The organism is Streptomyces sp. NPDC006309 (genome assembly GCF_040613095.1).
Lineage (GTDB): Bacteria > Actinomycetota > Actinomycetes > Streptomycetales > Streptomycetaceae > Streptomyces.
The window spans coordinates 1-26,590 of the sequence record NZ_JBEXRO010000048.1; the positions used below are offsets into that span (position 1 = coordinate 1).

At 71.7% G+C, this 26,590-nt stretch carries 16 protein-coding genes and 1 pseudogene; 7 read left to right on the top strand and 10 right to left on the bottom strand.

The window, feature by feature from the left end; translation table 11 throughout:
* Positions 1-116 precede the first annotated feature (116 nt).
* From ABZ117_RS33690 to ABZ117_RS33720, 7 genes are all read right to left on the bottom strand, one after another.
* Positions 117-479 (bottom strand): isomerase, encoded by a 363-nt coding sequence (locus ABZ117_RS33690; RefSeq protein WP_356826518.1) that lies wholly within the window; start codon positions 477-479, stop codon positions 117-119.
* Positions 480-511: 32 nt separating this feature from the next.
* On the bottom strand, positions 512-5,917 hold the full coding sequence (pulA, locus tag ABZ117_RS33695) for a pullulanase-type alpha-1,6-glucosidase (RefSeq protein WP_356826520.1): 5,406 nt from the start codon (positions 5,915-5,917) through the stop codon (positions 512-514).
* A 161-nt stretch (positions 5,918-6,078) separates the two neighbouring features.
* The gene (locus tag ABZ117_RS33700; protein WP_356826522.1) at positions 6,079-7,461 is read right to left on the bottom strand and encodes an alpha-amylase family protein; all 1,383 of its coding nucleotides are present in this window, start codon (positions 7,459-7,461) and stop codon (positions 6,079-6,081) included.
* A 132-nt stretch (positions 7,462-7,593) separates the two neighbouring features.
* Entirely contained in the window at positions 7,594-9,276 is a 1,683-nt protein-coding gene (locus ABZ117_RS33705) for a glycoside hydrolase family 13 protein (protein WP_356826548.1), read from the bottom strand.
* A gap of 177 nt (positions 9,277-9,453) precedes the next feature.
* Positions 9,454-10,359 (bottom strand): ABC transporter permease subunit, encoded by a 906-nt coding sequence (locus ABZ117_RS33710; RefSeq protein WP_356826524.1) that lies wholly within the window; start codon positions 10,357-10,359, stop codon positions 9,454-9,456.
* 19 nt (positions 10,360-10,378) lie between these two features.
* Entirely contained in the window at positions 10,379-11,383 is a 1,005-nt protein-coding gene (locus ABZ117_RS33715; protein ID WP_356826526.1) for a sugar ABC transporter permease, read from the bottom strand.
* Positions 11,384-11,481: 98 nt separating this feature from the next.
* Entirely contained in the window at positions 11,482-12,756 is a 1,275-nt protein-coding gene (locus ABZ117_RS33720) for an extracellular solute-binding protein (protein ID WP_356826528.1), read from the bottom strand.
* 376 nt (positions 12,757-13,132) lie between these two features.
* On the opposite strand from ABZ117_RS33720, the gene ABZ117_RS33725 reads away from it, so the two are divergent.
* Positions 13,133-14,167, top strand: coding sequence for a LacI family DNA-binding transcriptional regulator (locus tag ABZ117_RS33725; protein ID WP_356826530.1), 1,035 nt, complete (start codon positions 13,133-13,135; stop codon positions 14,165-14,167).
* Positions 14,168-14,235: 68 nt separating this feature from the next.
* Complete coding sequence (locus tag ABZ117_RS33730) at positions 14,236-15,102, top strand: phosphatase PAP2 family protein (protein WP_356826532.1); 867 nt, start codon at positions 14,236-14,238, stop codon at positions 15,100-15,102.
* Positions 15,103-15,142: 40 nt separating this feature from the next.
* Here the strand turns inward: ABZ117_RS33730 and ABZ117_RS33735 are convergent, their stop codons facing one another.
* Positions 15,143-18,136, bottom strand: coding sequence for a bifunctional [glutamine synthetase] adenylyltransferase/[glutamine synthetase]-adenylyl-L-tyrosine phosphorylase (locus ABZ117_RS33735; protein ID WP_356826534.1), 2,994 nt, complete (start codon positions 18,134-18,136; stop codon positions 15,143-15,145).
* A 140-nt stretch (positions 18,137-18,276) separates the two neighbouring features.
* Positions 18,277-19,140 carry a DUF72 domain-containing protein gene (locus tag ABZ117_RS33740; RefSeq protein WP_356826536.1) on the bottom strand — a complete coding sequence of 288 codons (864 nt, stop codon included), beginning with the start codon at positions 19,138-19,140 and terminating at the stop codon, positions 18,277-18,279.
* A gap of 126 nt (positions 19,141-19,266) precedes the next feature.
* Between ABZ117_RS33740 and ABZ117_RS33745 the strand changes: the two genes are divergently transcribed.
* From ABZ117_RS33745 to ABZ117_RS33760, 4 genes are all read left to right on the top strand, one after another.
* Positions 19,267-20,154 (top strand): alkaline phosphatase family protein, encoded by an 888-nt coding sequence (locus ABZ117_RS33745; RefSeq protein ID WP_356826538.1) that lies wholly within the window; start codon positions 19,267-19,269, stop codon positions 20,152-20,154.
* Position 20,155: 1 nt separating this feature from the next.
* The gene (locus ABZ117_RS33750) at positions 20,156-21,418 is read left to right on the top strand and encodes an MFS transporter (protein WP_356826540.1); all 1,263 of its coding nucleotides are present in this window, start codon (positions 20,156-20,158) and stop codon (positions 21,416-21,418) included.
* The gene (locus ABZ117_RS33755) at positions 21,415-22,434 is read left to right on the top strand and encodes a TolB-like translocation protein (RefSeq protein WP_356826542.1); all 1,020 of its coding nucleotides are present in this window, start codon (positions 21,415-21,417) and stop codon (positions 22,432-22,434) included. Before ABZ117_RS33750 ends, ABZ117_RS33755 begins: the two co-directional genes overlap by 4 nt.
* 141 nt (positions 22,435-22,575) lie before the next feature.
* Positions 22,576-25,026: an Orn/Lys/Arg decarboxylase N-terminal domain-containing protein gene (locus ABZ117_RS33760; protein ID WP_356826544.1), complete on the top strand. Its 2,451-nt coding sequence runs from the start codon at positions 22,576-22,578 to the stop codon at positions 25,024-25,026.
* A gap of 69 nt (positions 25,027-25,095) precedes the next feature.
* On the opposite strand, the pseudogene ABZ117_RS33765 reads toward ABZ117_RS33760, so the two are convergent.
* Positions 25,096-25,182, bottom strand: a pseudogene (locus tag ABZ117_RS33765) (glutamine synthetase); the annotation flags it as partial.
* 787 nt (positions 25,183-25,969) lie between these two features.
* Here ABZ117_RS33765 and ABZ117_RS33770 point away from each other — a divergent pair.
* Positions 25,970-26,380 (top strand): hypothetical protein, encoded by a 411-nt coding sequence (locus tag ABZ117_RS33770; RefSeq protein WP_356826546.1) that lies wholly within the window; start codon positions 25,970-25,972, stop codon positions 26,378-26,380.
* Positions 26,381-26,590 lie beyond the last annotated feature (210 nt).

The following is a 26,590-nucleotide window of genomic DNA, read 5'->3' on the forward strand; positions in this document are numbered from 1 at the left end:
TGCCCTGGGTCTCGCCGGGGGCGTGGGGTGACTCCCGCCTGCTCCACGACGCCATGCACGCACTCTCGCCGCAGAGCCCGCCCTCCGGGCGAACGGCGGGAGTCCGACGACGCGACCTAGCGGTCGAACTTCCGGTACGACGCGTCGAGGTCACGGACCTCGACGGAGGCGTGCAGGGTGACCGCCGCCTCGGCCACGTGCTCCCGGAGCAGTTCCAGGACCGTTTCGGTGAGCCTCGTCCTCGTCTCGTCGCTGCGGCCGGCGAGGAGCCCGATCGTCACGTGCACGACGGCGTGCCCGCGCGCCCCGGGGTCCTCGTACCCGAACACCGTGTGCGCGCTCGGCCGGAACTGCGTCTTGCAGGCCTCCGGCTTCGCCGCCGCGATCTCCACGGTCGCCTCGTGCAGCGCCCGGGCGAACCCCTCGCGGTCGAAGGCGTCTCCCACGGTGTCGGAGTAGTCGACGGTGATCTGCGGCATGCGCACTCCTGTTCTACGGCAACGGCCTCAGCCTAGTTCCCGGTCCGGGTGAACACGGCCACGGTCCGCGCCGGCACGGTGAAGGTGCCCGAGCCGGTCGCGTAGGAGGCGGTCTTCACGACCGGGTCGGCGCCGGCGGCCTGCACCGGGTGCAGCCGGTAGTGCCGGCCGGTGAGGGCGCTGATCCGCTGCTCCTGCTGCCGGGGCGTGGCGTTGAGGACGACGACCAGGCCGCCGAGACGCATGGTGATCACGCCGGGCGTCTCGTCCTTGCCGGACAGCGGGAAGGAGAGGTGCTCCTGCACCTGGGCGGCCGTGCCGAGGGAGAAGGCCTTCTCGCTCGTCCGGATCCGCAGCAGGTCCTGGTAGGCGGCGAAGGTCCCGGTGATCTGCGGGCAGCCGACTCTCACCGAGGTGAGCAGCGGCTTGGCGTACGTCCACTTGGACCGGTTGTCGGCGGCCATGGGCAGTCCGCGGCCGAAGCCGTTGCCGTCGGCGCAGTTCCAGTGGATGGCGTTGAACCAGTCCCCGCTGTCGTGCGAGTTGCGGTCCAGGGACTTGGAGCGCAGCAGGTCGGTGCCCGCCTGGGACAGGGACGGGCCCTGGGAGAGGGTGGCCGTGGCCATGGCGAGGACCTGCATCCGGGCCCGGTCGGCGGCGCTCGTCGAGGCGGGCAGCTTGTAGGTCAGTGCGTCGAAGAGGGACTCGTTGTCGTGGGCGTCGGCGTAGGCCAGGGCGTCGCCGGGCGCGTCCGCGTATCCGGCGGGCGAGCCGTTGTAGTCGACACCGGCGCCGGTGACCTCCTTGCCGTCGGTGTCGGTGAAGGTGAAGGACTTCAGGTTGCCGGTCAGGCCGATCTTGATCAGGTCCTGGTAGTGCAGCAGCCGGGCCTTCTGTTCCGCCGCGGAGCCGTTGGCCGTGGAGGAGTTGGGATCGGTGTAGAGGCCGGAGGCGAAGCCCTGGACGCCGGGGTCGGCGTCGAAGGGGCTGCCGCCGCGCACGGCGTCGCGGGCGCGGTCGGAGAAGGTGGCGATGCCGGTGCCGGCCATGTTCTTCTGGGTGGCCTGCACGAAGCGGGCGTCGTCGGCGACCTCGCCGAAGTTCCAGCCCTCGCCGTAGAGGATGATCTTCTTTCCGTCGACGCCGTCCTTCTTGGGCGTCAGCGCGTCGAGGGCTTTCCTGACCGCGAGGATGTTGGCCTTGGGGTGGTGGCCCATGAGGTCGAAGCGGAACCCGTCGACCTTGTACTCCTTGGCCCAGGTGACGATCGAGTCCACGACCAGCTTGCCCATCATGGCGTTCTCGGGCGCGGTGTCGGCGCAGCAGGTGCTGTCGGCGACCGAGCCGTCTGCCAGGAGCCGCTGGTAGTAGCCGGGCACGATCCGGTCCAGGACGGCAGTGCCGGCCTGGCCGGCGGCCGCGGTGTGGTTGTAGACGACGTCCATGACGACCCGGAGGCCGTCCTGGTTCAGCGCCTTGACCATCTGACGGAACTGCGCCGTGCGGGCGGTGCCGTCGGGGTCGGTGGCGTAGGAGCCCTCGGGGACCGTGTAGTGGTACGGGTCGTAGCCCCAGTTGTAGGCGTCCTTCGCGGCGGTCTTCGCCACACACGCCTGCTGCTGGTCGGAGTCGGCCGGGTAGACGGCCGGATCGCAGTCCGGGGTCGCCCGGCCGGCCTTCTTCTCGGGGATCGTGGCGATGTCGAACGCGGGCAGGAGGTGGACGTAGGACGTGCCGGACCTCGCCAGCGCCTTCAGGTGCCGGGAGCCGTCGCTGTTCTTGTCGGTGAAGGCCAGGTAGGTGCCCCGGTCCTTCGCCGGGACGGTCTTGTCGGCGACGGAGAAGTCCCGGATGTGCAGTTCCTGGATCTGCGCGTCCTTCAGCGGTACGGCCGCGGGCTTGCGCAGCGCCGACCAGCCGGCCGGTGCGAGGGCGCGGTCGTTCAGGTCGACGACGAGGCTGCGCTCCGAGTCGGCCGTGAGGGCCACGGAGTACGGGTCGGTGACCTTGTTGGTGACCAGCTTGCGGACGCTGGGCGCCCACACCTCGACGACGTACCGGTAGGGCTTGCCCTTCCAGGACGCGGGGCCGGTGACGGACCAGACGCCGGTGGCGGTGTTCCGGTGCATCGCGACGCGACGGCCGTCCAGATCGAGACGGACGGAACGGGCCGTCGGCGCCCAGACGGAGAGGGTCGGCCTGCCGTCGCGGAAGACCGGGCCCAGCCGGGCCTCGGTGGCGCCCGGGTAGAGGTCGTCCAGCACGCCGGCGGTCTGCACGCCGGTCGCGGCCAGCACGGCACCGTTGGCGGCCCGCTGCGAGGCGACGAGCTGACCGGTGAGCGCCTCGCGCACCCGGTCCCGGTCGCGCGGGTCCACGGACCAGGCCGTGTAGCCCTTCAGGTGCGGGAACCTCGCCTTCTGCGCGTCGGTGAGCGCGGTCTTCGTCAGCCGCAGCCAGCGCTCGTCGTCGCTGGTCAGCGTCCCGTCCTTGACGGTGATCGAGCCGTCGCGGGAGTACAGCAGCTGGGTGGAGGCGGCGCCGTCGGTGCCGTCCCAGGCCACCGTGGACCGGTCGATCCACACCGCCTCGGAGGTGGTCAGGTCGAGGGCGGCGGCGCTGCCCGCGGGCTGCGGCAGCAGGTTGTGCTCCTGGCCGCTCACCAGCCACGCCTCGTGCCCGTCGGCGGTGAGGTCCAGGGACCGGTCGGTCGGGAGGTCCTTCTCGTCGCCCTTGTGGATGATGTAGCTGAGGCTGCCCGCGCCCTCGGTGAGGGGTACCTCGAAGACCGCGCCGTAGGGGTCGGTCCTCACCGGCTCCAGGGGTTTCGACCAGTCGGTGGGGTGTGCGGCGCCCGTCCAGACGTGCAGGCCCCAGCCGTCGTAGTTCCCGTCGGACCGGTGGTAGTGGAGGACGGCCCTGGTCGTGTCCTGGGCCGGGTAGGCGGGCCGCTCGGTGCGGACGTCCGCCTTGCCCTGCTCGATCCACACCTCGCCCGTCCTGGTGACGTCGATCGACCGGTCGGCGGAGACGTCCTTGTCGCCGTTCTTGTCGATGACCAGGAAGCTGACGTTCGAGGCGCCCGGCTCGAGCCGGACGTAGGCGAAGGCGCCGTAGGCGTCCCGGCCGGTGAAGGGGTGGCCGGCCGGCCAGGTCGTGGCCTCGCCGTCGGCGAGGTCGCCCCAGGCGTACAGGCTCCAGTCGGCGTAGTCGCCGTCGGTGCGCTTGTAGTGGACGACCGCGTAGTCCCGGGAGGTGGCCGTGGGCACCTCGGGTGCGGGCGGGGTGCCCGTGCTGCTGTTGGCGGTGGCGCTCGCGGTGTGCCCGGCCGCGTCGACGACGACGGCCTTGTAGCGCAGCGCGGTTCCTGCGGGCACGTCGGTGCCGAGGGTCTGGGTGACCTGGTAGGGGGCGTGGTCGGCGGAGCCGAGGATCCGCCACGGGCCGTTGCCGGTCTGGGCGGCGAAGACGACCCGGTCGAGCGGGCCGCCGCCGGTGCCGGCGCTGATCCTCACGGTGCCGGTGGCTCCGGCGGCCGGGGCCTTCAGGGTGATCGTGGGTCCGGTGGCGGGCTCGGCGAGGGTGCCGGACGCCTTGTAGACGACGGCGGAGCCGGCCGGGACGGTGACGGTGAGCCTGCGGTCGGCGTCGGACCGCAGCGGACCGCGGGCTCCGTGGATGCCCCGGTAGGTCATGCCGGCCGAACCGGTCGCGAAGGTGGCCGTCTTCGCCGTGCCGGCGTTGTTGAGGGCGACGACGTACTCCTGGCCGGTCCTGGCGTCCGTCCGGGTGAAGGCGTAGATCCCGGCGCCGTCGGCCGCGTACCGCTCGGTCTGCACGCCGTCGGTCAGGGCGGGGTTGGCCTTGCGGAGCCTGGCGAGGCCGGCGATCTGCCGGTAGAGCGGGGCGTGGGTGTCGTAGGAGGCGCTCGCGTGGGTGCGGTCGGTGCCGATCTCGTCGTCGTCCAGGTAGTCGGCGACCCTGGAGGCGAACATCGTCTGGCGGGCGTCCTTGTCACCGCCGGAGCCGGTGAAGCCCTGCTCGTCGCCGTAGTAGACGACCGGGTTGCCGCGGCTGAGGAACATCAGCTCGTTGGCGAGTTCGTCCTTCTTCAGGATCTCGGCGTCGCTCGCCCTGGGGTCGTCCTGCTTCAGGAAGTAGCCGAAGCGGCCCATGTCGTGGTTGCCGAGGAAGGTGACCTGTTCGTAGGCGTTGGCCTTGTCGGTCGTGTAGGCGTAGTCGTCACCGAAGACGCCGGCGAGCCGCTGGGCGCTCCCGCCCTGGGAGGCGTAGGCGCGGGCGGCGTCCTGGAAGGGGAAGTCGAGGGTGGCGTCGAGGCGGCCCCGGGTGACGTACGGGGCGGTGACGGAGGTGTCGGCGGAGTACACCTCGCCGAACATGAAGAAGTTCTTCCGGCCGTGCGCGGCGGCGTAACGGTCGAGCGCGGTCGCCCACTGGGTCCAGAACGGCAGGTCCACGTGCTTGACGGTGTCGATCCGGAACCCGTCGACGGCGAAGTCCCTGACCCACCGCTCGTAGATCCGCTCCATGCCGTGGACGACCTCGGGCCGCTCGGTCCACAGGTCGTCCAGGCCGGCGAAGTCGCCGTAGGTGGCCGACTCACCGGCGTACGTGGAGTCGCCGCGGTTGTGGTACATCGTCGGGTCGTTGAGCCAGGCCGGGACCTTGCCCTTGGCCGTGACCTCGGGGGTGCGCGGGAAGGAGGCGGTGTCGACGGCCGGGAACCCCTTGCCGCCGGCAGCGCGGCCGGCGTCGTCGAAGGGCCTGCCGTCCTCGGTCAGGTACGGGAAGGCGCCCTTGGACAGGTAGCCGTAGGACTTCTCCCGGTAGTCCACGAGGTCGGCCGTGTGGTTGGTGATGACGTCGAAGAAGACCTTCATGCCCTTGGCGTGGGCCTTGGAGATGAGGGTCCTGAGGTCCTGGTTGGTGCCGAAGTGCGGGTCGACCCGGGTGAAGTCGGTGATCCAGTAGCCGTGGTAGCCGGCGGAGGCGCCGGAACCGGTGCCCTGCACGGGGCGGTTCTTGAACAGGGGTGCCAGCCAGATGGCGGTGGTGCCCAGGCCCTTGATGTAGTCGAGCTTCCCGGTCAGGCCCTTGAGGTCACCGCCCTGGTAGAAGCCCTTGTCGGTGGGGTCGTAGCCGGTGCTGAGGCGGGAACCGGTGAGTCCGCCGCGGTCGTTGGACGTGTCGCCGTTGGCGAAGCGGTCCGGCATGACGAAGTAGAACTGTTCGCGCGTGTCGTCGTGCCGGGCGGGCTGGGCGGCGAGCTTCGCGTCCGAGGGGGGTGCGGGCGGGGTGGCGGCCCGGGCGGCCAGTGGCTGGACCAGGGCGGCGGCCAGGGCGACGACGGTGACGGCCGCCGCCCTTCTGCGATGCGGGGTACGGCGCGTGCGGGGCGCCGGCCATCTCGGTATCACAGGCGGTAACTCCTTGCGGTTGCGGCTCTCTTGGGGGCGACCCCGACGCCGGCGGCACGCTGCGCCGCCGGGCGACCGCGCGACCGTACCGCCGGCGAAAAGGTTTCAGCAAGAGTCCTGAAACCATTGGCAAGAGATTTCAGGGACTGGGGGGAGACGGGTCAGCAGGTGGGCTTGCCCGCGTAGAGCGCCAGGGCCGTGCCGGGGCCCAGGGTGGCGGTGAACTGACCGCCGGAGTTCACGGTCACGGTGGTGTTGTTCTGGACGTTGCAGTACGTGCCGGCCGCGAGCGACGTCTGGTAGGTGCGGGTCAGCGACGAGGACTCGTGGTTGATCGCCACGTACCCCTTGGTGCCGCGCCCGAAGGCGATGGCGTTGTTGCCGTTGTCCCACCAGTTGGAGACCGCCTGTCCGCGGGTGGAGTTGCGGAAGGCCACCATGGACCTGATCTCCGGCCAGGCGTGCTGGCACTTCCAGCCGTCCTGCCAGCAGGCGTTTACCTTGCCCCCGTTGGGCGGACCGGCGTCGGCGTCGGTCCACTCGTAGCCGGAGTTGATGTCGGGCGCGCCGTAGGGCCAGGCGAGCATGAAGACGTTGGCCAGGGTGTAGTCGGCGCCGGCCTTGTAGTTCAGGGTGCTGCCGTTGCGTTCGGTGTCGTGGTTGTCCACGAAGACGCCGGCCACGGAGCTGTTCAGATAGCCCCAGCCCTCGCCGTAGTTGCTCAGGTAGGCCAGCTTCTCGCTGGTGAAGACGCGTTTGAGGTCGTAGGCGTAGCGGAACTCCTGGACGTCTCCGTTGCCGGTGTACTCGGTGGGCTGGACGGCCTCGCCGGCGCCGTAGATCACCTCCTGCTTCCAGTAGACGCCGGGGCTGGTCAGGCGGCTCTTGATGTCGGCCAGGTCGGCGCTGTCGATGTGTTTGGCGGCGTCGATGCGGAAGCCGTCGACGCCGAGGGAGAGCAGGTCGTTCAGGTAGCCGGCGATCGTCCTGCGGACGTACTCCTCGCCGGTGTCCAGGTCGGCCAGGCCGACGAGTTCGCAGTGCTGGACGTTCCAGCGGTCGGCGTAGTTCGACACCTGGGAGGTGCAGTCGTCGAAGTCGTACGAGGAGTACAGGCCGGGGTAGCTGTACTTCGTGTACGCCGTGCCGCCGGTGCCGGTGCCGCTGCCGCTGCCGGCCGACATGTGGTTGATGACCGTGTCGGCGACGACCTTGACGCCCGCCGCGTGGCAGGTGTTCACCATGTTCTGGAAGGCGGCCCGGTCGCCGAGACGGCCGGCGATTCTGTAGGACACCGGCTGGTACGACGTCCACCACTGCGGGCCCTGTATGTGCTCGGCGGGCGGGGAGACCTGGACGTAGCCGTATCCGGCGGGGCCGAGGGTGGTGGTGCACTCCTTGGCGACCGAGGCGAAGTTCCACTCGAAGAGGACGGCGGTGACGTCCTTGGTGCCGGGCGGGGAGGCCTCGGCACTCGTCGGGTTCATGCCAACCATGAGGGAGGCTGCGAGGGCGAGCCCCGCGGGGAGGATCCTGCGTGCCATGTGGGGTTCCTTCGACGCTGAAGGTTCTTGCTGCAATGTCTGAAAATTGCGGTGACGCAGATGTTAAAGGCCCGCTGCCGGAAAAGGCAGCGGGCCGGTATGAAGTTGATGCAAGAAATTTCGGACGGTCCGTCAGACGGCGGCGGACCACCACACGGTCGTGTCGGCGGGAACCTTCGCCTCGTCGCCGGACTCCGCGACCTCGCCGCTGCTGAGCAGCACCCGGCCGTACGCCGGGGTGCGCACCGTCTCGCCCGTGGTGTTCGCGACGCAGACGAAGTCGCCGCGCCGGAAGGCCAGTACGCCCTCGGGCGCCCGCAGCCACTCCACCGCGTCGCCCGCGCCGAGGTCCGGCCGCGACCGGCGCAGCCGCAGCGCCGTGCGGTACAGCTCCAGGGTGGAGCCGGGCACGCCGGTCTGCGCCTGAACGCTCAGCTCGCCCCACTGGGCCGGCTGCGGGAGCCAGCTGCCGCCCTCGCCGAAGCCGTACGAGGACCCCTCGCGGGTCCACGGGATGGGCACCCGGCAGCCGTCGCGGAAGCCGTCCTGGCCGGCGCCGCGGAAGTACGCCGGGTCCTGGCGCACCTCGTCGGGCAGGTCGACGACGTCCGGGAGGCCCAGCTCCTCGCCCTGGTAGACGTAGGCCGAGCCGGGCAGGGCCAGCATCAGCAGGGTGGCCGCCCGGGCCCGCCTGAGCCCCAGTGCGCGGTCGCCCGCGGTGCGGATCTGGGTGCCGAGGCCGGGCGGGTTGGCGAAGCGGGTGGCGTGCCGGGTGACGTCGTGATTGGACAGCACCCAGGTCGCGGGGGCGCCGACCGGGCGCATGGCCTCCAGGGTGCGGTCGATGACCTCGCGCAGTTCGCCCGCGTCCCAGGCCGTGCCCAGGTACTGGAAGTTGAAGGCCTGGTGCAGTTCGTCGGGGCGGACGTAGTGGGCGGTGCGCTCGATGGTCGGGGTCCAGGCCTCGGCGACGAAGATCCGCTCACCCGCGTACTCGTCGAGGATGCCGCGCCACTGGCGGTAGATGTCGTGCACGCCGTCCTGGTCGAAGAACGGCATGACATCGTTGCCCAGCAGCTTCAGCTGCTCGTGCGAGCCGAGGTCGGGCAGGCCCTCCGCCTTGACCAGGCCGTGGGCGACGTCGATCCGGAAGCCGTCGACGCCCATGTCCAGCCAGAAGCGCAGGATGGAACGGAACTCGTCGCCGACGGCCGGGTGGTTCCAGTTGAAGTCGGGCTGCTCGGGGGCGAAGAGGTGCAGGTACCACTCGCCGGGGGTGCCGTCCGGCTCGGTCACCCGGGTCCAGGCCGGGCCGCCGAAGATGGACTCCCAGTCGTTGGGCGGCAGTTCGCCGTTCCTGCCCTTGCCGGGACGGAAGTGGTAGCGCTCCCGCAGCGGCGAGCCGGGGCCTTCGGCGAGGGCCCGCTTGAACCACTCGTGCTGGTCGGAGGAGTGGTTGGGGACCAGGTCGACGATGATCCGCAACCCCAGTCCGTGCGCGTCGCGGATGAGCGCGTCGGCGTCCAGGAGGTTGCCGAACATGGGGTCGACGGCGCGGTAGTCGGCGACGTCGTAGCCGGCGTCGGCCTGCGGGGAGGCGTAGAAGGGGCTCAGCCACACGGCGTCGACGCCGAGGTCGCGCAGGTACGGGAGGCGGGAGCGTACGCCTTCCAGGTCGCCCATGCCGTCGCCGTTGCTGTCGGCGAAGCTGCGCGGATAGACCTGGTAGATGACCGCGTCCCGCCACCAGTCGCGGCGGTCGGCGACGGTGGCGGCGAGGTGGCGGGCCGGTGCGGCGGAGTGCTGCTGGCTCATGGCGTCCTTGATACGTGACAGGGGCATGGTGGGCGTGGATACGGCGGCGGTCGGAGGCTACGAGGCGGGCCGCGGGGCCGGCGGGGTCCGGTCGTCCCCCCGCCGGAGCGGCGGGGGGAAGGCCCGCGCGGCCCGCCCACCCGCGCGGCCGGGCCGCGCGGGAGTCTCCGGCGGGCGTCAGCCCTTGGTGCCGCCGGCGGTGAGACCGGTGACGAGGTTCTTCTGCACGAGGTAGAAGAACACGGTCACGGGTATCGCGATGAGCACCGCGGTGGCGGCCATGTAGTTCCACTGGGCGTCGTGCTGGCTGACGAAGGTCTGGAGGCCGACGGCGAAGGTGTACTTGGAGTCGTCCAGCATGAAGGTGGTCGCGAAGGCGACCTCCCCGACGGCGGTGATGAAGTTGTAGAACGCGGCGACGGCCAGGCCCGGGCGGGCCAGCGGCAGGATCAGCCGGAAGAAGGTCCCGAACGGGGTGAGGCCGTCCACGCGTCCGGCCTCGTCGATCTCGAAGGGGATGGTGTCGAAGTACCCCTTGAGCAGCCACGCGCTGTACGGCACCGCGGTGGTGCAGTTGATGATGATCAGCGACCAGTAGCTGTCGATGAGGCCGAGTTCGCCGAAGATCTCGTACATCGGCACGATCAGGATGGCGATCGGGAAGGCCTGGGTGAGCAGCAGGACCCACATCAGCTGCTTGTAGCCGGGGAAGCGCATGCGGGAGACCGCGTAGCCGGTGGTCGCGGCGACGAAGACACCGATGAGGGTGGTACCGAGGGCCACGATCATCGTCGACCTGAACCAGTCGAAGAACGCGGTGTGCTCCAGCACGAAGCGGTAGTTGCCGAAGGTCAGCTTGTCCGCGATCTTGCCCGGGTGCAGGTAGTCGTCCTTGCCCGGGCCGAGGGACAGGTAGAACAGCCAGGCCACCGGGGTCAGGGCGATGAGGCTCGCCGCGGTGAGGCCGCCGTGCAGCAGGGCGACGCCGAGCGGGCCGGGCTCGCCGCGCCGGCGCGTGCGGCGCGCGGGCGCGGTGGCGGAGGCCGGCGCGGTCTCGGTCTTTTCCAGGGTCGGGGTGCTCATGGCGGCGGCTCCTGCGGCGTCAGACGGCGAGCTGGTCATTGCGCTTCAGCCAGCGGAAGTAGAAGGAGGTGAAGACGGTGAGGATCGACAGCAGCAGCACGCCGTACGCGGCGGACTGGGCGAAGTCACGCGGCTGCTGGCCGAAGCCGAGGTAGTAGGCCCAGGTCACGAGGATCTGGGCGTCGGGCGCGCCGGTCGGGCCGAACAGCAGGAAGATGACGGCGAACTGGTTGAAGGTCCAGATGATGCCGAGCAGGACGACGGTGGAGCTGACCGAGCGCAGGCCGGGCAGGGTGACGTGCCGGAAGCGCTGCCAGGCGGTGGCGCCGTCCATCTCCGCGGCCTCGTAGAGCGAGGAGTCGATGGACTGGAGGCCGCCGAGCAGGGAGAGCATCATGAACGGCACACCGCACCAGGTGTTGACCATGATGGCGGCGAACCGCTGCCAGGACGTGTCCTCCAGCCACTGCGGCTGGGGCAGGTGGAGGGCGCCGAGGACCTGGTTGAGCACGCCGGAGTCGGCGAGCATGATCCGCCAGGAGAAGACGGTGACGAAGGTCGGCACGGCCCAGGGCAGCACGAGCAGCAGCCGGTAGACGGTGCGGCCGCGCAGCTTCTGGTCGAGCATGAGCGCGAGGCCGAGACCGATGGTGTAGTGCAGGACCACGCAGGCGGCGGTCCAGAAGACGGTCCACAGGAAGTGCGACCAGAACCGGTCGTAGGCCGTCGGGCCGAACAGGATGTCCTTGTAGTTGTCCAGGCCGATGAACCGGTAGGTGGCGGCGATGTGGTTGACGCCGATGGTGCGCGCCGAGTTGAGGCTGTTGGCGTCGGTGAGGGTCAGGTAGACGCCGCGGAACAGCGGGTAGGCGACGATGCCGCCGAGCACGGCGACCACCGGGGCGATCATCGCGTAGGCGTACCAGTGCTTCTGGTAGCCGTTCCTGATGCGCTGCCCCAGCCCGGGCCGAGGCGCGCGGTCACCGCGGCGCTTGCCGGTCGCGCGGTCGATGGCGACTGTCATGGTTCGACACCTTCAAAGATCAAGGATGCGGGCTGGGTACAGGGCGGTGGCCGCCGGATCCTCCCCTCCTGGCGAGGGGATCCGGCGGCCACTGCGGCTCACTTGCTGAAGTCGGGCACCAGCTTGGCGATGGCCAGCTCGACGTTGCTCAGGCCCTTGTCGAGGGACTCCCGGCCCGAGGCGATCTTGGGCAGTTCGGTGTCCAGCGGACCCCACAGGGAGCTGTACTCGGGCAGTGCCGGGCGCGGCTGGGCGGAGGCGAGGACGCCCTGGTAGCCGGCGATGCCGGGGTCGGCCTTGACCTGGGCGGTGTAGGCGTCGGAGCGGGTCGGCAGGGTGGAGTTCTTCAGGGCGACGGCCTCCTGGGACTTCGCGGAGGTCATGAACTTGACGAACTTCAGGGCCGCCGCCTGGTGGGCCTTGTCCGAGCCGGCGTACACCGAGAGGTTGTGGCCGCCGGTCGGGGCGCCCGCCTTGCCGGCGGAGCCGGCCGGGACGGCGGCGATGCCGAGGTTGGCCTTGTCCTTGAAGGCCGCGCCCTGGTAGAAGTTCGTGATCTCCCAGGGGCCCTGAATGATCGCGGCGACCTTGCCGTTGACGAACGCGTCCTGGATGTGGGCGTAGGCGTCGGCGGTGGTGTCGGCCTTGTGCAGGCCCTTGCCGGAGAACGTGCTCAGCCAGGTGCCGTAGGCCTTCTTGGCGGCGGCGGAGCCGACGGTGATCTTCTTCGCGGCGGCGTCGACGGTGTCGGTGCCCTCGCCGTAGAGGAAGGTCTGGGCGTAGTAGCCCGCGGTGGAGCCCCAGTAGCCGTCGGCCTTGGTCTTCGCCTGGATCCTGGCGGCGTCGGACTTCAGCTCGTCCCAGGTCCTGGGCGCCTGGCCGATGCCGGCCTTCTTGAACAGCGCCTTGTTGTAGACCAGGGCGAGGGTGTCGGTGACCAGCGGGACGCCGTAGGTCTTGCCCTGGTACTGGGCCTGCTTGATCAGGCTGGGCTGGAACTTCGCCCGGTCGGCGAGGGCCTCGGTGCCGTCCAGCGGCAGGAAGAAGCCCTTCTTGGCGAAGGCGGGGGTCCAGCCGACCTCGGAGCGCAGCACGTCCGGGGCGCCCTGGGAGCCGGCGGCGGTGTCGAACTTGTTCTGCGCCTGGTCGAAGGGGACGTTGACGTACTTGACCTTGATGTTCTTGTTGGCGCCCTCGAACTGCTGGACCAGGGTCTTGTACGTCGGCGCCTCATTGGTGGCGTTGGAGGTGTCCCACCACGTGATGGTGACCGGGCCGTCCGACTTCCCGCTGTCGCTGTCGCTCCCGCCGCACGCCGTCGCCGTGAGGGCGAGGGACGCCACCAGCGCGGAGGCCGCTATGCCACGCCGCATGAGTTCTCCTTGAGGGTTAAGCCCGAGTGGTACAGGAGGCGGTACCGTCCGCCCCTGCGACTTGCCGACTGCGCCGTTGCCACGGCCGGGCGACTGGGAACGTAACAGCGATGTAAGCGTCGCGAAAGACCTTGCAGAAAAAAAGTGCAAGGGAGCACGATGGTTACCCACCCGTGACCGGCTCTCGACCGCGACGCGACCCAACGGGGGAGCGGCTGAGCGGCGAGAACCGCTCCTGTGCAAGACTCTGCAAGCTCTTGCCGCCATATCACGAGGGAGCGCGATGAAGCAGCAACCCACGGCAGGACGCCCGGCCGCCCGCGCCCGGCGTCCGGCCGGTGTGCAAGGGGACATACGACCGGTACAGTCCGGAGGCGTGACCACACGGCTTGCCGACATCGCTGCGCAGGCGGGGGTGAGCGAAGCGACCGTCAGCCGGGTCCTCAACGGGAAGCCGGGCGTCGCCGCCACCACCCGCGAGTCCGTGCTGGCCGCGCTGGACGTGCTCGGCTACGAGCGTCCGGTACGGCTGCGCCAGCGCAGTGAGGGCCTGGTGGGCCTGATCACGCCGGAGCTGGAGAACCCGATATTCCCGGCCCTGGCCCAGGTCATCGGCCAGGCGCTGACCCGCCAGGGGTACACGCCGGTGCTCGCCACGCAGACCCCGGGCGGGTCGACGGAGGACGAGCTGACCGAGATGCTCGTGGACCGGGGGATCGCCGGGATCATCTATGTCTCCGGGCTGCACGCCGACACCACCGCCGACATGCAGCGCTACGAGCGGCTGCGCGCGCGGGGCGTGCCGTTCGTGCTGGTGGACGGCTTCTCGCCGAAGGTGCAGGCGCCGTTCATCTCCCCCGACGACCGGGCGGCGATGGCGCTGGCGGTCACGCATCTGGTCTCGCTGGGGCACACCCGGATCGGGCTGGCGCTCGGGCCGAAGCGGTTCGTGCCGGTGCAGCGCAAGATCGAGGGCTTCGTGCGGACCGTGCAGGAGCTGCTGGGGATCCCCGCGCAGACCGTCGAGACGGAGCTGGTCCAGCACTCGCTGTACACGCTTGAGGGCGGTCAGGCCGCGGCGGCGGCGCTGATCGAGCGGGGCTGCACGGCGGTGGTCTGCGCCAGCGACATGATGGCCCTGGGGGCGATACGGGCGGCCCGGCAGCGGGGCCTGGAGGTGCCCCGGGACGTGTCGGTGGTCGGGTTCGACGACTCCCCGCTGATCGCGTTCACCGACCCGCCGCTGACCACCGTCCGCAAGCCGGTCCCGGCGATGGGCCAGGCGGCGGTGCGCACGCTGCTGGAGGAGATCGGCGGGACCCCGGCGCCGCACAGCGAGTTCGTGTTCATGCCGGAGCTGGTGGTGCGTGGTTCCACGGCCTCGGCCCCGCGCGCCGTGCGTGCCTCGTAGAAGGTGCGCAGCGGATCCGTCCGGGGGATGATCGGGCGGGGAAACCTTTTCTGGCAGACTCTGTGTCTATGGGTGACTCGACCGTGACAGAGCCGGAAGGTCGCGAGCAGGTGGCCGTTCCGCGGGTCGTCACGGGTGAGGCCGGACGGGGCCCGCTGGGCCGGCTGCGGCGTCCGCGACCGCCCCGGCTGTGGTTCGAGATCCTTCTGGTCGCGGTGAGTTACTGGACGTACTCGCTGATCCGCAACGCCGTCCCGGAGCAGCGGGCCGAGGCGCTGCGCAACGCGCGCTGGATCTGGCGCGTCGAGCACGGCCTGGGCGTGGCCGTCGAGCAGTCGGTCAACCACGCCGCCAACTCGGTGACTTGGCTGATCATCGGCATGAACTACTACTACGCCACACTGCACTTCGTCATCACGATCGGCGTGCTGGTGTGGCTGTACCGCTGGCATCCCGGGCGGTACGCGGCGACCCGGCTGGCGCTGTTCGCGACCACGGGCGTGGCCCTGGTGGGTTACTACCTGTTCCCCCTGGCACCGCCCCGGCTCATGCGCGGCGGGCACTTCGTCGACACCGTGCTGATCCACCACACCTGGGGCTCGATGGCGTCCGGCGACCTCAAGCACATGTCGAACCAGTACGCGGCGATGCCGTCGATGCACATCGGCTGGTCGCTGTGGTGCGGCCTGACGGTGTTCGCCCTGGCCTCGGTGCCGTGGGCGCGGGTGCTGGGACTGGCGTACCCGGCGGTCACCCTGCTGGTGATCGTCGCCACGGCCAACCACTTCTGGCTGGACGCGGTGGGCGGCGCGGTCTGTCTGTGCTTCGGGTTCGCGGTGGCCCGGCTCTGGTACGGCACCCCGCCGTACGCGCTGCCCCGGCGGGTGGCGGCGCCGCCCGCGGCTGAACCGGTGCCCGCCGTCACGTCCGCGTAGCGGTACGGCGGCACGGCGCACACGAACCCGCGGTGCCGGTTCAGTCCGCGTAGAACAGCTCCTCCGCGACCGTGCGCGCCCGGCGGGCGGTGCGCCGGTAGGCGTCCAGCATGTCCCCGGCGTGCCCGGCGCCGTAGCCCAGGTAGCGGCCGACGGCGGCCAGCTCGCGGGGCTCGGTGGGGAAGGTGTCCCCGGCCCGGCCGCGGACCAGCATGACCGCGTTGCGCACCCGGGTGGCCAGCACCCACGCCTCGTCCAGGATCTCCGCGTCCGCGGCGGACAGCAGCCCGGCGTCGCGGGCGGCGGCCAGGGCCCCGCGGGTGCGGGTGGTGCGCAGGCCGGGCTCGTGGTGGGCGTGGCGCAGCTGGAGCAGCTGGACGGTCCACTCCACGTCGGACAGGCCGCCGGGGCCGAGCTTGGTGTGCAGCTTGGGGTCGGCGCCCCGGGGCAGCCGCTCGGACTCCATCCGCGCCTTCAGCCGGCGGATCTCGCGGACCGCGTCCTCGCCGAGGCCCTCGGCCGGGTAGCGCAGCGGGTCGACCAGGGCGATGAAGCGCCGGCCCAGGTCCTCGTCGCCGGCGACGGGTTCGGCCCGCAGCAGCGCCTGGGACTCCCAGACCAGGGACCAGCGGCGGTAGTACGCCTCGTACGACTTCAGGGTGCGCACCAGCGGGCCCGACTTGCCCTCCGGGCGCAGGTCCGCGTCGATGAGCAGCGGCGGGTCGGCGCTGGGCAGCTGGAGCAGGCGGCGCATCTCGGCGACGATCCTGTTCGCGGCGGCGGACGCCTCCTGCTCGTCCGCGCCGTCCTGGGGTTCGTGCACGAACAGCACGTCCGCGTCGGAGCCGTAGCCCAGCTCGTGCCCGCCGAAACGGCCCATGCCGATGATCGCGAACCGGGTGGGCAGGGCGTCGCCCCAGCCGTCGCGGACGACCGCGCTGAGGGTGCCGGCGAGCGTGGCCGCGGTGAGGTCGGAGACGGCCGCGCCGACCCGGTCCACGAGGGCGCCCTGGTCGGTCTCGGCGGCGTTGGCCTCGGTGCCGTAGGAGCGGACGATGTCGGCGGCGGCGGTGCGGAACAGCTCGCGGCGGCGGACCCCGCGGGCCGCGGTGACGGCCTGTTCGGCACCGGCCGCGCGGCCCACCGCGGCCATGATCTCCTGTTCCAGGGGGACGCGGTCGCGGGGCGCGAGGCCGCCGGAGTCGCCGTCGCCCAGCAGCGCCACCGCCTCGGGGGCGCGCATCAGCAGGTCGGGGGCGAGGCGGCCCGCCGACAGGACGCGGGCCAGGTTCTCGGCCGCCGCGCCCTCGTCGCGCAGCAGCCGCAGGTACCAGGGCGTCTTGCCGAGCGCGTCGGAGACCTTGCGGAAGTTGAGCAGACCGGCGTCGGGGTCGGCCGAGTCGGCGAACCAGCCGAGCAGGACCGGCAGCAGGGTGCGCTGGATCGCCGCCTTGCGGGTCACCCCGGAGGCCAGGGCCTCCAGGTGGCGCAGGGCGGCGGCCGGGTCGGCGTAGCCGAGGGCGACCAGACGAGCGCGGGCCGCCTCGGGGCTCAGCCGGGTCTCGCCGGGCGCCAGCTGGGCCACCGCGTCGAGCAGCGGTCGGTAGAAGAGCTTCTCGTGCAGCCGCCGTACGACGCCGGTGTGCCGCCGCCACTCGCGGTTCAGCCCGGTCACAGGGTCGGTGCGCAGGCCCAGGGAGCGGCCGAGGCGGCGCTGGTCCGCCTCCGCCTGGGGGACGAGGTGGGTGCGGCGCAGGCGGTACAGCTGGATGCGGTGCTCCATGGAGCGCAGGAAGCGGTACGCCTCGTCAAGCCGGGCGGCGTCCTCGCGGCCGACGTAGCCGCCGGCGGCGAGGGCCTGGAGGGCGTCCAGGGTGGTGCCGCTGCGCAGGGCCGGGTCGGTGCGGCCGTGCACCAGCTGGAGGAGCTGCACGGCGAACTCGACGTCGCGCAGGCCGCCGGGGCCGAGTTTGAGTTCGCGGTCGATCTCGGCCGCGGGGATGTTCTCCACCACGCGGCGGCGCATCTTCTGCACGTCCGTCACGAAGTTCTCGCGGTCCGCCGCCTGCCACACCAGGGGGTGCAGCGCGTCGAGGTAGGCCTGGCCGAGGTCGGGGTCGCCGGCCACCGGGCGGGCCTTGAGGAGGGCCTGGAACTCCCAGGTCTTCGCCCAGCGCTGGTAGTAGGCGAGGTGGCTGCTGAGGGTGCGGACGAGGGGGCCGTTGCGGCCCTCGGGGCGGAGGTTGGCGTCGACCGGCCAGATGGAGCCCTCGACGGTCGTCTCGGAGCAGATCCGCATGAGGTGGGAGGCCAGTCTGGTGGCGGAGCCGACGGCCTTGGTCTCGGGTGTGCCGTCGGTCGCCTCGGCCACGAAGATGACGTCCACGTCGGAGACGTAGTTCAGTTCGTGGCCGCCGCACTTGCCCATGGCGATCACCGCGAGGCGGCAGGCGGCGGCGTCCTCGGGGGCGGCGCGCCGGGCCATGGCCAGGGCCGCGCGGAGGGTGGCGGTGGCCAGGTCGGCGAGTTCCGCGGCGGTCTCGGCCACGTCGGTGGTGCCGCAGACGTCCCGGGCGGCGATGGACAGCAGGCAGCGGCGGTAGGCGACGCGGAGGGTGACCGGATCGCCGGCCTCGGCCAGGCCGCGTTCGAACTCCGTGAGGCCCGGGTGCAGGTCCTGCGGCTCGTAGGTGACCAGGACCTGCCAGTCGGTGGGGTGGCGGGCCAGGTGGTCGGCGAGGGCGGCGGAGGCGCCGAGGACGCCGAGGAGGCGGTCGCGCAGGGGCTTGGCCGCGATGAGGGTGTCCAGCAGTGAGCGGTGGGCCGTGGGGCTGTCCTGCGCCTCCAGCAGGCGGACCAGGCCGTCCAGGGCGAGGTCGGGGTCGGCGGTGGCGCCGAGGGCCTCGAGGAGGACCGGGTCGTCGCGGACGGGGGCGAGTTCGGGGCCGTCCAGGAGGCGCTCGGCGGCGGAGGGGTCGGTGAAGCCGTGCCGCAGCAGACGGGTGAAGGTGCTGCTCCTGCGCCCCGGCGTCATCCCCGTCGTCTCCCCTCGGATCTTCGGTCGTCCTGGCCAGAGCCTAACCGGAGCGGGCCGGGGCAGCTCCGCCCGCGGTCGGGTGGGGGCGGGCCCGTGCGCGCGGGGGCGCACGGGCCCGCGGGCCGTGCGGTCCCCGGTCAGGTGGTGACCCGGCTCGTGCGGTCCTGCTGGTGCGGGAACGCCGTCGTCAGCAGGTCGTGCATGGTCCGGGCCGCCTTGGGCGCCGCGTCGCCGCAGCAGTTGTTGAACAGGAGGTGCAGTTCCCCGGTGTGCCGGGACAGGTCCCGGACGCGCGGCAGCCATTCGGTCAGTTCCGCCGCTGTGTAGGTGTGGCGGAAGCGCTCCTCCTTCGTGCCCGTGCCCCACAGCGGGCTGCGGCCGTGGAAGCGGACCACGGCCAGGCGGGGGGTGGTCACGACGGCCGGCGTCATGCCCTCGACGGTGTCCGTGGCCACGGCGGTGGCGTCGATGTCCCGGAGGAAGGCGGCCGTACGGCCGGTGCGCCACCAGGCGGGGTCGCGGAACTCGGCGGCGAACGGCCAGCCGCGGGCGCGTTCCCGGGCGGCGCGCACGAAGTCCTCGGCCCCGGGGCCGGGGGTGAGGGAGGGCGGGAACTGGAAGAGGAGGGTGCCCAGGCGGCCGGCGTCGCGCAGGGGGGTGAGGGCTTCGGCGTAGCGGGCCCAGACCTCGGTGCGCAGGGCCTCGTCGCGGGGGTGGCCGCGCAGGTCGGCGGGGAGCGCGGCCGGGCGGGTGGGGTGGCCGGTGAGGAGGGAGAACGCCTTGACGTCGAAGCGGAATCCGGGGGGTGTGCGCTGCGCCCACAGGGTCGTGGTGCGCGCGGCCGGCAGGGCGTAGTACGGCGAGTCGACCTCGACCACGGGGAAGCGGGTCGCGTAGTGGCGCAGGCGTTTCTCGGCGTCGCGGTGGCCCCGTGGGTACCAGCCGCTCGCGAGCAGTGCAGGGTCCGTCCAGCCGCAGGTACCGATGAGGATGTCCGCCATGGGGCGCGGGTACCCGCCGTTCATCGGCTCTTCACTCACGGGGTCGGCCCGCGTGGGCCACCGGAACCTTGGCGTGTGCATGCTCTGACCGCACCGCCAGCCACCCGTCCCTACCCGGAGGTTGATGTGTCCGGCAGTTCCGTGTACCGCCGTGCCCGTACCGTCGTGGCGTCCGCGTCGGCCCTCGCCGCGGCCGCGTTCGGGCTGTGGACCGGCCTCGGCAGCGGATCCGCGCACGCCGCGGGCACCGTGCCCAGCCCGGACCACGTCGTCGTCGTGGTCTTCGAGAACCACGCCTACAGCCAGGTCATCGATTCCTCCAGCGCGCCGTACATCAACTCGCTGAAGAGCGGCGGCGCGAACCTGACGCAGTCCTACGCCGAGACCCACCCGAGCCAGCCCAACTACTTCGCGCTGTTCTCCGGCTCCACGCAGGGCATCACCGACGACAGCTGTTACACGCCGGGCTTCTCCTCGGCGCCCAACCTGGCGTCCGAGCTGATCGCGGCCGGGCGCAGCTGGGCCAGCTACAACGAGACCCTGCCGAGCCAGGGCTCCACCACGTGCAGCAGCGGCACGTACGCGCGCAAGCACAACCCCTGGTTCGGTTTCAGCAACGTGCCGGTGTCGTCCGCGAAGACGTTCGCCCAGTTCCCGGCGGACTACTCGACGCTGCCCAAGGTGTCCTTCGTCGTGCCGAACCTGTGCAGCGACATGCACGACTGCTCGGTGTCCACCGGTGACACCTGGCTGAAGAACAACCTGGGCGCGTACGCGACCTGGGCCAGGACCCACAACAGCCTGCTCGTCGTCACCTTCGACGAGGACAACCGGCTCAGCGGGAACCGGATCCCGACCGTGCTCTACGGGCAGCCCGTGACCGCCGGTTCCAGCTCCTCGGTCACGTACAACCACTACGACCTGCTGCGCACCCTGGAGGACACCCAGGGCCTGAGCACCCACGCGGGCAACGCGGCCGGCGCCAAGGACATCACCGGCGTCTGGGCGTCCTGACGTGTACGTAGCGGACAGTCGCGCGTCCACGTCCGCTCACGGCGCCGCCCGGCCGTCCGCCGGGCGGCGCCGTGCCGCGGTCGCGCCGACGGTGCTCGCGCTGGGGACGGTGAGCCTGGTCACCGACGTGTCGTCGGAGATGGTGACGGCGGTGCTGCCGCTGTACCTGGTCACCGGGCTCGGCCTGTCGCCCCTGGGGTTCGGGCTGCTGGACGGCATCTACAACGGCTTCTCGGCGCTCGTCCGCCTCGTCGGCGGGCACCTCGCCGACCGGGGCGGCGGGCGGCACAAGTGGGTCGCCGGGCTGGGGTACGGCATCTCGGCCGTCTGCAAGCCCCTGCTGCTGGTGGCGCACACCCTGACCCCCATCGGGGCGGTGCTCGCCGCCGACCGCACCGGCAAGGGGCTGCGGACGGCCCCGCGCGACGCGCTGATCTCGCTGTCGAGCACGCCACAGACGCGCGGGCGGGCCTTCGGGGTGCACCGCGCGATGGACACCACCGGGGCCCTGCTCGGACCGCTGGCGGCGTTCCTCGTCCTGCGGGCCACCGTGGACGGCTACGACGCGGTGTTCGCCGTCAGCGCCTGCGTGGCCGCGCTGGGCCTGCTGGTGCTGGTGCTCTTCGTGCCGGGCGGACGCGGGCCGGCGGTCCCGGCGCCCCCCGGCGAGCGGCCGACCCTGCGGGCCGCCGTGGGGCTGCTGCGCCGCCGCGACCTGCGCCGGATCACCGTCTGCGCGCTGCTGCTGGGCCTGGCCACGGTCAGCGACTCCTTCGTCTACCTGCTGCTCCAGCGCCGCCTCGGGGTGCCCGACCGGTGGTTCGCGCTGCTGCCGCTGGGTACGGCCGCCGCGTTCCTGCTGCTCGCGGTGCCGCTCGGCCGGCTCGCGGACCGGGCCGGCAGCTGGGCGGTCTTCCTGGCCGGGCACGGGGCCCTGCTCCTCGCCTATGCCCTGCTGCTGACCTCCTGGCACGGCACCGGGCTGCCGTATCTCGTCCTCGCCCTGCACGGCGGCTTCTACGCGGCCACCGACGGGGTGCTGATGGCCGCCGCCTCCGACAGCGTGCCGGAACGGCTGCGCTCCTCCGGTCTCGCCGTCGTGCAGACCGGGCAGGCGCTCACCCGGTTCGCCTGCTCCCTGCTGTTCGGCGCGGCCTGGACGGTCTGGGGCGACCGGGCGGCGCTGGCGGGCGCGACGGTGGCGCTGGCCGCGTGTGCCGCGTTCTCCCTCACGCTGCGCCCGGCGGGGACGGTGACCGCATGACCATGCGCTCGCGGGTCCTCGTCCTCGTCGCGGCCGTCGCCGTGCTGGCGGCCGTCGGGCTGGCCGCCGTACTGCACGCCTCCGCGCGCGCCGAGCGCCGTGACCACCCGCGGGCGGGCGGTCCGCGCGTCACCCCGGGACCGGTGACGCTGCGCGGGTCCGGGCGCCTGGTGTTCCGCAACATGGCGTGGGGCCCGCACCGCGACGAGCTGAGCGCCGTCCCGGCCGCGGACCCGGACGGGCCGCGCACCGCCTCCGGCCTCAAGTGCCTCCGCTTCCACGCCGCCTCGGGCACCGGCGTGTGCCTGCAAGCCGTGCACGGGCCGGTCTCGGACACCTACCGGGCGCTGATCCTGGACTCCCGTCTGCACATCGTGGACCGCTACGACGTGCCGGGCATCCCCTCGCGCGCCCGGGTCTCCCCCACCGGGCACTTCGCGGCCTGGACGGCGTTCGTGGGCGGCGACTCGTACGCCGGGACGGACTTCTCCACGCGCGCCGCGATCGTGGACACCCGCACGGGCAGGCTGATCCCGTCGCTGGAGTCCTTCCGGATCGTCCGGGACGGGCGGCCCTACCGGGCGGCGGACGCCAACTTCTGGGGCGTGACGTTCGCGGCCGACGACCGCACGTTCTACGCCACCCTCGCCACCGGGGGCCGGACCTATCTGGTCCGCGGCGACCTGCGCGACCGCACGGTCACCACCCTGCACACCAATGTGGAGTGCCCGTCCCTGTCGCCCGACGGCACCCGGATCGCGTACAAGAAGCGGGTGGCGGGGCTGCCCAAGGACGCGCCCTGGCGGCTGTACGTCCTCGACCTGCGCACCATGCGGGAGACCCCGCTCGGCGAACCGCGCAGCGTGGACGACCAGGCGCTGTGGCGGGACACCCGCACGCTCGTGTACGCGCTGCCCGGGGACTACGGCGCCGACCTGTACGAGGTCCCGGCGGACGGGTGGGGACAGCCGCGGCGGATCAGCCCGGCCGCCGTGTCGCCGGCCTACCTCGGATAGCCGCACCCCGGGTCAACGAGGCAGCCGGGCTTTCCGCCATCACGGTGTCTTCCCGACCCGGGCTCCCGCGCTCCCGGCGGGCCGCCCCGGAGACTGCCCGGCGTGGCGGCCGGGCGGCTGCCGGGAGAGACGAGGACACGGATGTCCGACAACAAGATCCTGGTCGCGGTGGGCGGGCATCCACGCGCCGAGGGGGCCGCGGCCGAGCAGCTGCGCAAGATCCGGGACGCGGTGGAGGCGGCGGGCTTCGGGGTGCGCTGGGCGGTCACCGCCGAGGACGCCGACGCCGTGCTGCGTACGGAGGCGGGGCTGGCGGCGGCCCTGGTCGCCTGGGACCTGCCGGTGGGAGGGGCGGGGTCGCGGACCGGCGGCGACGGTCACCGGATCAGCGGTGACGGCCCCGGGGCCGCGCTCGCCGCGCCGGCCCTGCGGGACGGTGCCGCCCGCGGGAGCACGGACCGGAGGGGCCGCACGGACGGGACGGCCGTAAGCAGCGACGGGGCCACGGGCGGGGCGGCCGTACTGCGCCGGATCGGACGGCGCTTCCGGGACCTGCCGGTGTTCCTCGTCATGGCCGACGAGGGCCTCCAGGACCTGCCGCTGTGGGTGTCGGAGACGGTCGTCGGATACGTGTGGCCCTTGGAGGACACCCCCGGGTTCATCGCCGGCCGCATCACCACCGCCGCCCGCGCCTACCGCGAGGACGTGCTGCCGCCGTTCTTCCGGGCGCTGCGCCGCTTCGACGACGCCCACGAGTACTCCTGGCACACCCCCGCCCACTCCGGCGGCGTCGCCTTCCTCAAGTCGCCCGCCGGACGCGCCTTCCACGACTACTTCGGCGAACGGCTGCTGCGCAGCGACCTGTCGATCTCCGTGGAGCAGCTCGGCTCGCTGTTCGAGCACACCGGCCCCATCGGCGACGCCGAACGCAACGCGGCCCGCGTCTTCGGCTCCGAGCTGACCTACTTCGTGCTGCACGGCGACTCCACCTGCAACCGGCTGGTGGGCCACTTCAGCGTCACCCGTGACGAACTGGCCCTGGTGGACCGCAACTGCCACAAGTCGGTGCTCCAGGGCCTGGTCGTCTCCGGTGCCCGGCCCGTCTACCTCATCCCCACCCGCAACGGCTACGGCCTCGCCGGCCCGCTGCCCCCGGCCGAGCTGGCGGCGGACTCCGTCGCGGCCAGGATCGCCGCGCACCCGCTCGCCGAGGGCGCCGTCTCCCGGGAGCCCCAGTACGCGGTGTTCACCAACTCCACCTACGACGGCCTCAGTTACGCGGCCGTCCCGGCGGCGCGGGCCCTCGCGGCCAGCACGCCCCGGGTGCACTTCGACGAGGCCTGGTTCGCGTACGCCCGGTTCCACCCGCTGTACGCGGGCCGGTACGGCATGTCGGTGGACCCGGACACCTTCCCCGGCCCCGACCGGCCGACGGTCTTCGCGACCCAGTCCACGCACAAGCTGCTGGCCGCGCTGTCGCAGTCCGCGATGGTGCACGTGCGGCCGGCGCCCCGGGCGCCGGTGGAGCACGACCGCTTCAACGAGGCCCTGATGATGCACGGCACCACCTCCCCCCTGTACCCGATGATCGCCTCGCTGGACGTGGCGACGGCCATGATGGACGGGCCGCAGGGCGAGTGGCTGATCGACGAGGCGCTGACGGAGGCGGTCCGCTTCCGGCAGGAGATGGTCCGGCTGCGCCGGCGGGTGGAGAGCGCCGGGGACCGGCCGCCGTGGTTCTTCGGCGTCTGGCAGCCGGAGGAGGTCACCGACCCGGCGACGGGCGAACGGCTCGCCTTCGACGCGGCCCCGCCGGAGCTGCTGCGCACCGAGCAGTCCTGCTGGCTCCTGGAGCCGGACGCCGCCTGGCACGGATTCCCGGGGCTGACCGAGGGCCACTGCATGCTGGACCCGGTGAAGGTCACCCTGACCTGCCCCGGCATCTCCGCGACCGGCGAGATGGCCGAGGAGGGCATCCCGGCGCGGGTCCTGACCGCGTACCTGGCCACCCGGAACATCGTGGTCGAGAAGACCGACAGCTACACCACGCTGGTGCTGTTCTCCATGGGCATCACCAAGGGCAAGTGGGGCACGCTGCTGGACGCGCTGATGGACTTCAAGGCCCTGTACGACGGCGACGCCCCCCTGGACCGGGTCCTGCCCGAGGCGGTCGCCGCGCACCCCCGCCGCTACGCCGGCATGACCCTGCCCGAACTGTGCCGCCAGATGCACGAGCAGCTGCGCTCGGCACGCCTGGTGGAGCTGCTGGACACCGCGTTCCAGCAGCTGCCCGAGCCGGTGTTCCCGCCGCAGCACTGCTACCAGCGGCTGGTGCGGGGCGGCACGGAGCGGGTGCGGATCGCCGACGCGGCGGACCGGGTGGCGGCGGCGATGGTCACGGTGACCCCGCCCGGCATCCCCGTCCTCATGCCGGGCGAGTCCACCGGCACCCCCGACGGCCCCCTCCTGCGCTACCTCACCGCCCTGGAGACCTTCGACCGCCGCTTCCCGGGCTTCCGCAGCGAGACCCACGGCGTGACGATCGACGAGGACACCGGCGACTACGAGATCGAGTGCCTGCGCACGGACTGACCCGGCGCGGCCGGACACCGGGGGGCCGGTGACCCACGACCACCGGCCCCCCGCACCGGCCCGGTGCGGCTACAGCACCGGCAGGTTCTTGCGCAGCTCGAAGGCCGTGACCTCGGAGCGGTACTCCTCCCACTCCGACTTCTTGTTGCGCAGGAAGTGGCGCGGCCCCGAGGCGACCTCACGCAACTGGCACCCATGCAGCACTGCCGGACACCCGAGCGGCTGTCGTTGGTCGTCGTTGGTCACCCTGGGCCGCCCTTCGACGGCCCACAGACGGCCCCGCTCTGAAGTCGACAACCCTGCACCGTAACCCTCTTGCCCCCGGTGAGCCCTCAGCTTGGGAAGCTCGGGTTATTTACGGGCAGTTTCCGGCTCACCTGCGGCGGAGAAGCACTCGGTCCCGGTGGGCCAGCACCTTGTTCCCCGATGTTCCCCGTGATCCCCCGCACGATCTGGCACGCGTCTGGCACGGGCGGCCGTCAGGAATCTCCTGCCGTCACGCTGGTGACCACCGCTTTAGGAGTTCGATCGCTCCTCGGCACTGTCGCGGAACCGCCCGGTCACGCCAGCTGTGCAGGATCGACTAGGAGTGCCGGCGTCCTGCGCCGTTGTTGTCACCTGTGGGGCACTGGTCCTGGACTAGCGTGGTCACGGTGCTCTGCAACGGCTCACGGCCCTGCCGAACCACGGCTGACCAGCAAACTTCCTTCTCCTACGAGCAGCACCACCCCACCGAGCCGTAGAACCCGGTGCCCACCGACGGGACGGCCGGGCCACCAGAGGCACACCTGCAGACCTCTCCGTCTCGAACGAGCCGAAAGGGTCTGTCAGCAAGTGCCGGACCCTCATACGAGTTCGAGATAGTCGAGTAGGCAAAGCGTCAGACCGGTGAGGGGCTTGACAGCTACCATCAGTTGCCAGGACGGAACGGGGAGGGAACAAGGTGGACCCGACACTCATCGCGTTAGCTAGCGCGGGCGGTACAGCTGTTGTTTCGGCAATGGCAACGGACGGTTGGGAACGACTTCGAACGGGCGTCGTCGCTCTGTGGGTGCGGTTCCGCCCGGATTCGACTGCAGAGCTGGAGCAAGACCTTGACACCTCTCGCACGGCGCTGCTCGAAACTCTCGACTCTGACATCGATCAAGCCCGCCAAGCGCTCCAGTCGGTTTGGCAGGGACGCATGCTGACGCTCTTCTTGGAGGACCGGACTGCGGCGGCTGAATTCAAAACCCTGCTGCTGGAACTCGCCAAGGATGGGCATCCCGGCCCGGACATGAAGTTTCATGCCGAGGCCCATGATCACGCACGGGTGTACCAGGCAGGCGGCAACCAGTTCATCAGCGAGCGATGAACCCGAACCGTTGGCGGAAGCAAGATGACTCGGCGCTGCGCATGCATGCAAGCGCGGCCGCTGAGGGGCGCATCTATCAAGCAGGTCGCGACCAGCACGTCACGGAGTACCACTTCCATCAGTCGATCGGCGTTCCGAACAGCCGGAACGCCGCCTGCGGCACGAGCCGGCGGTGGCACCACTGCTCATGGCCCTGCGCGCGGTCGCCAC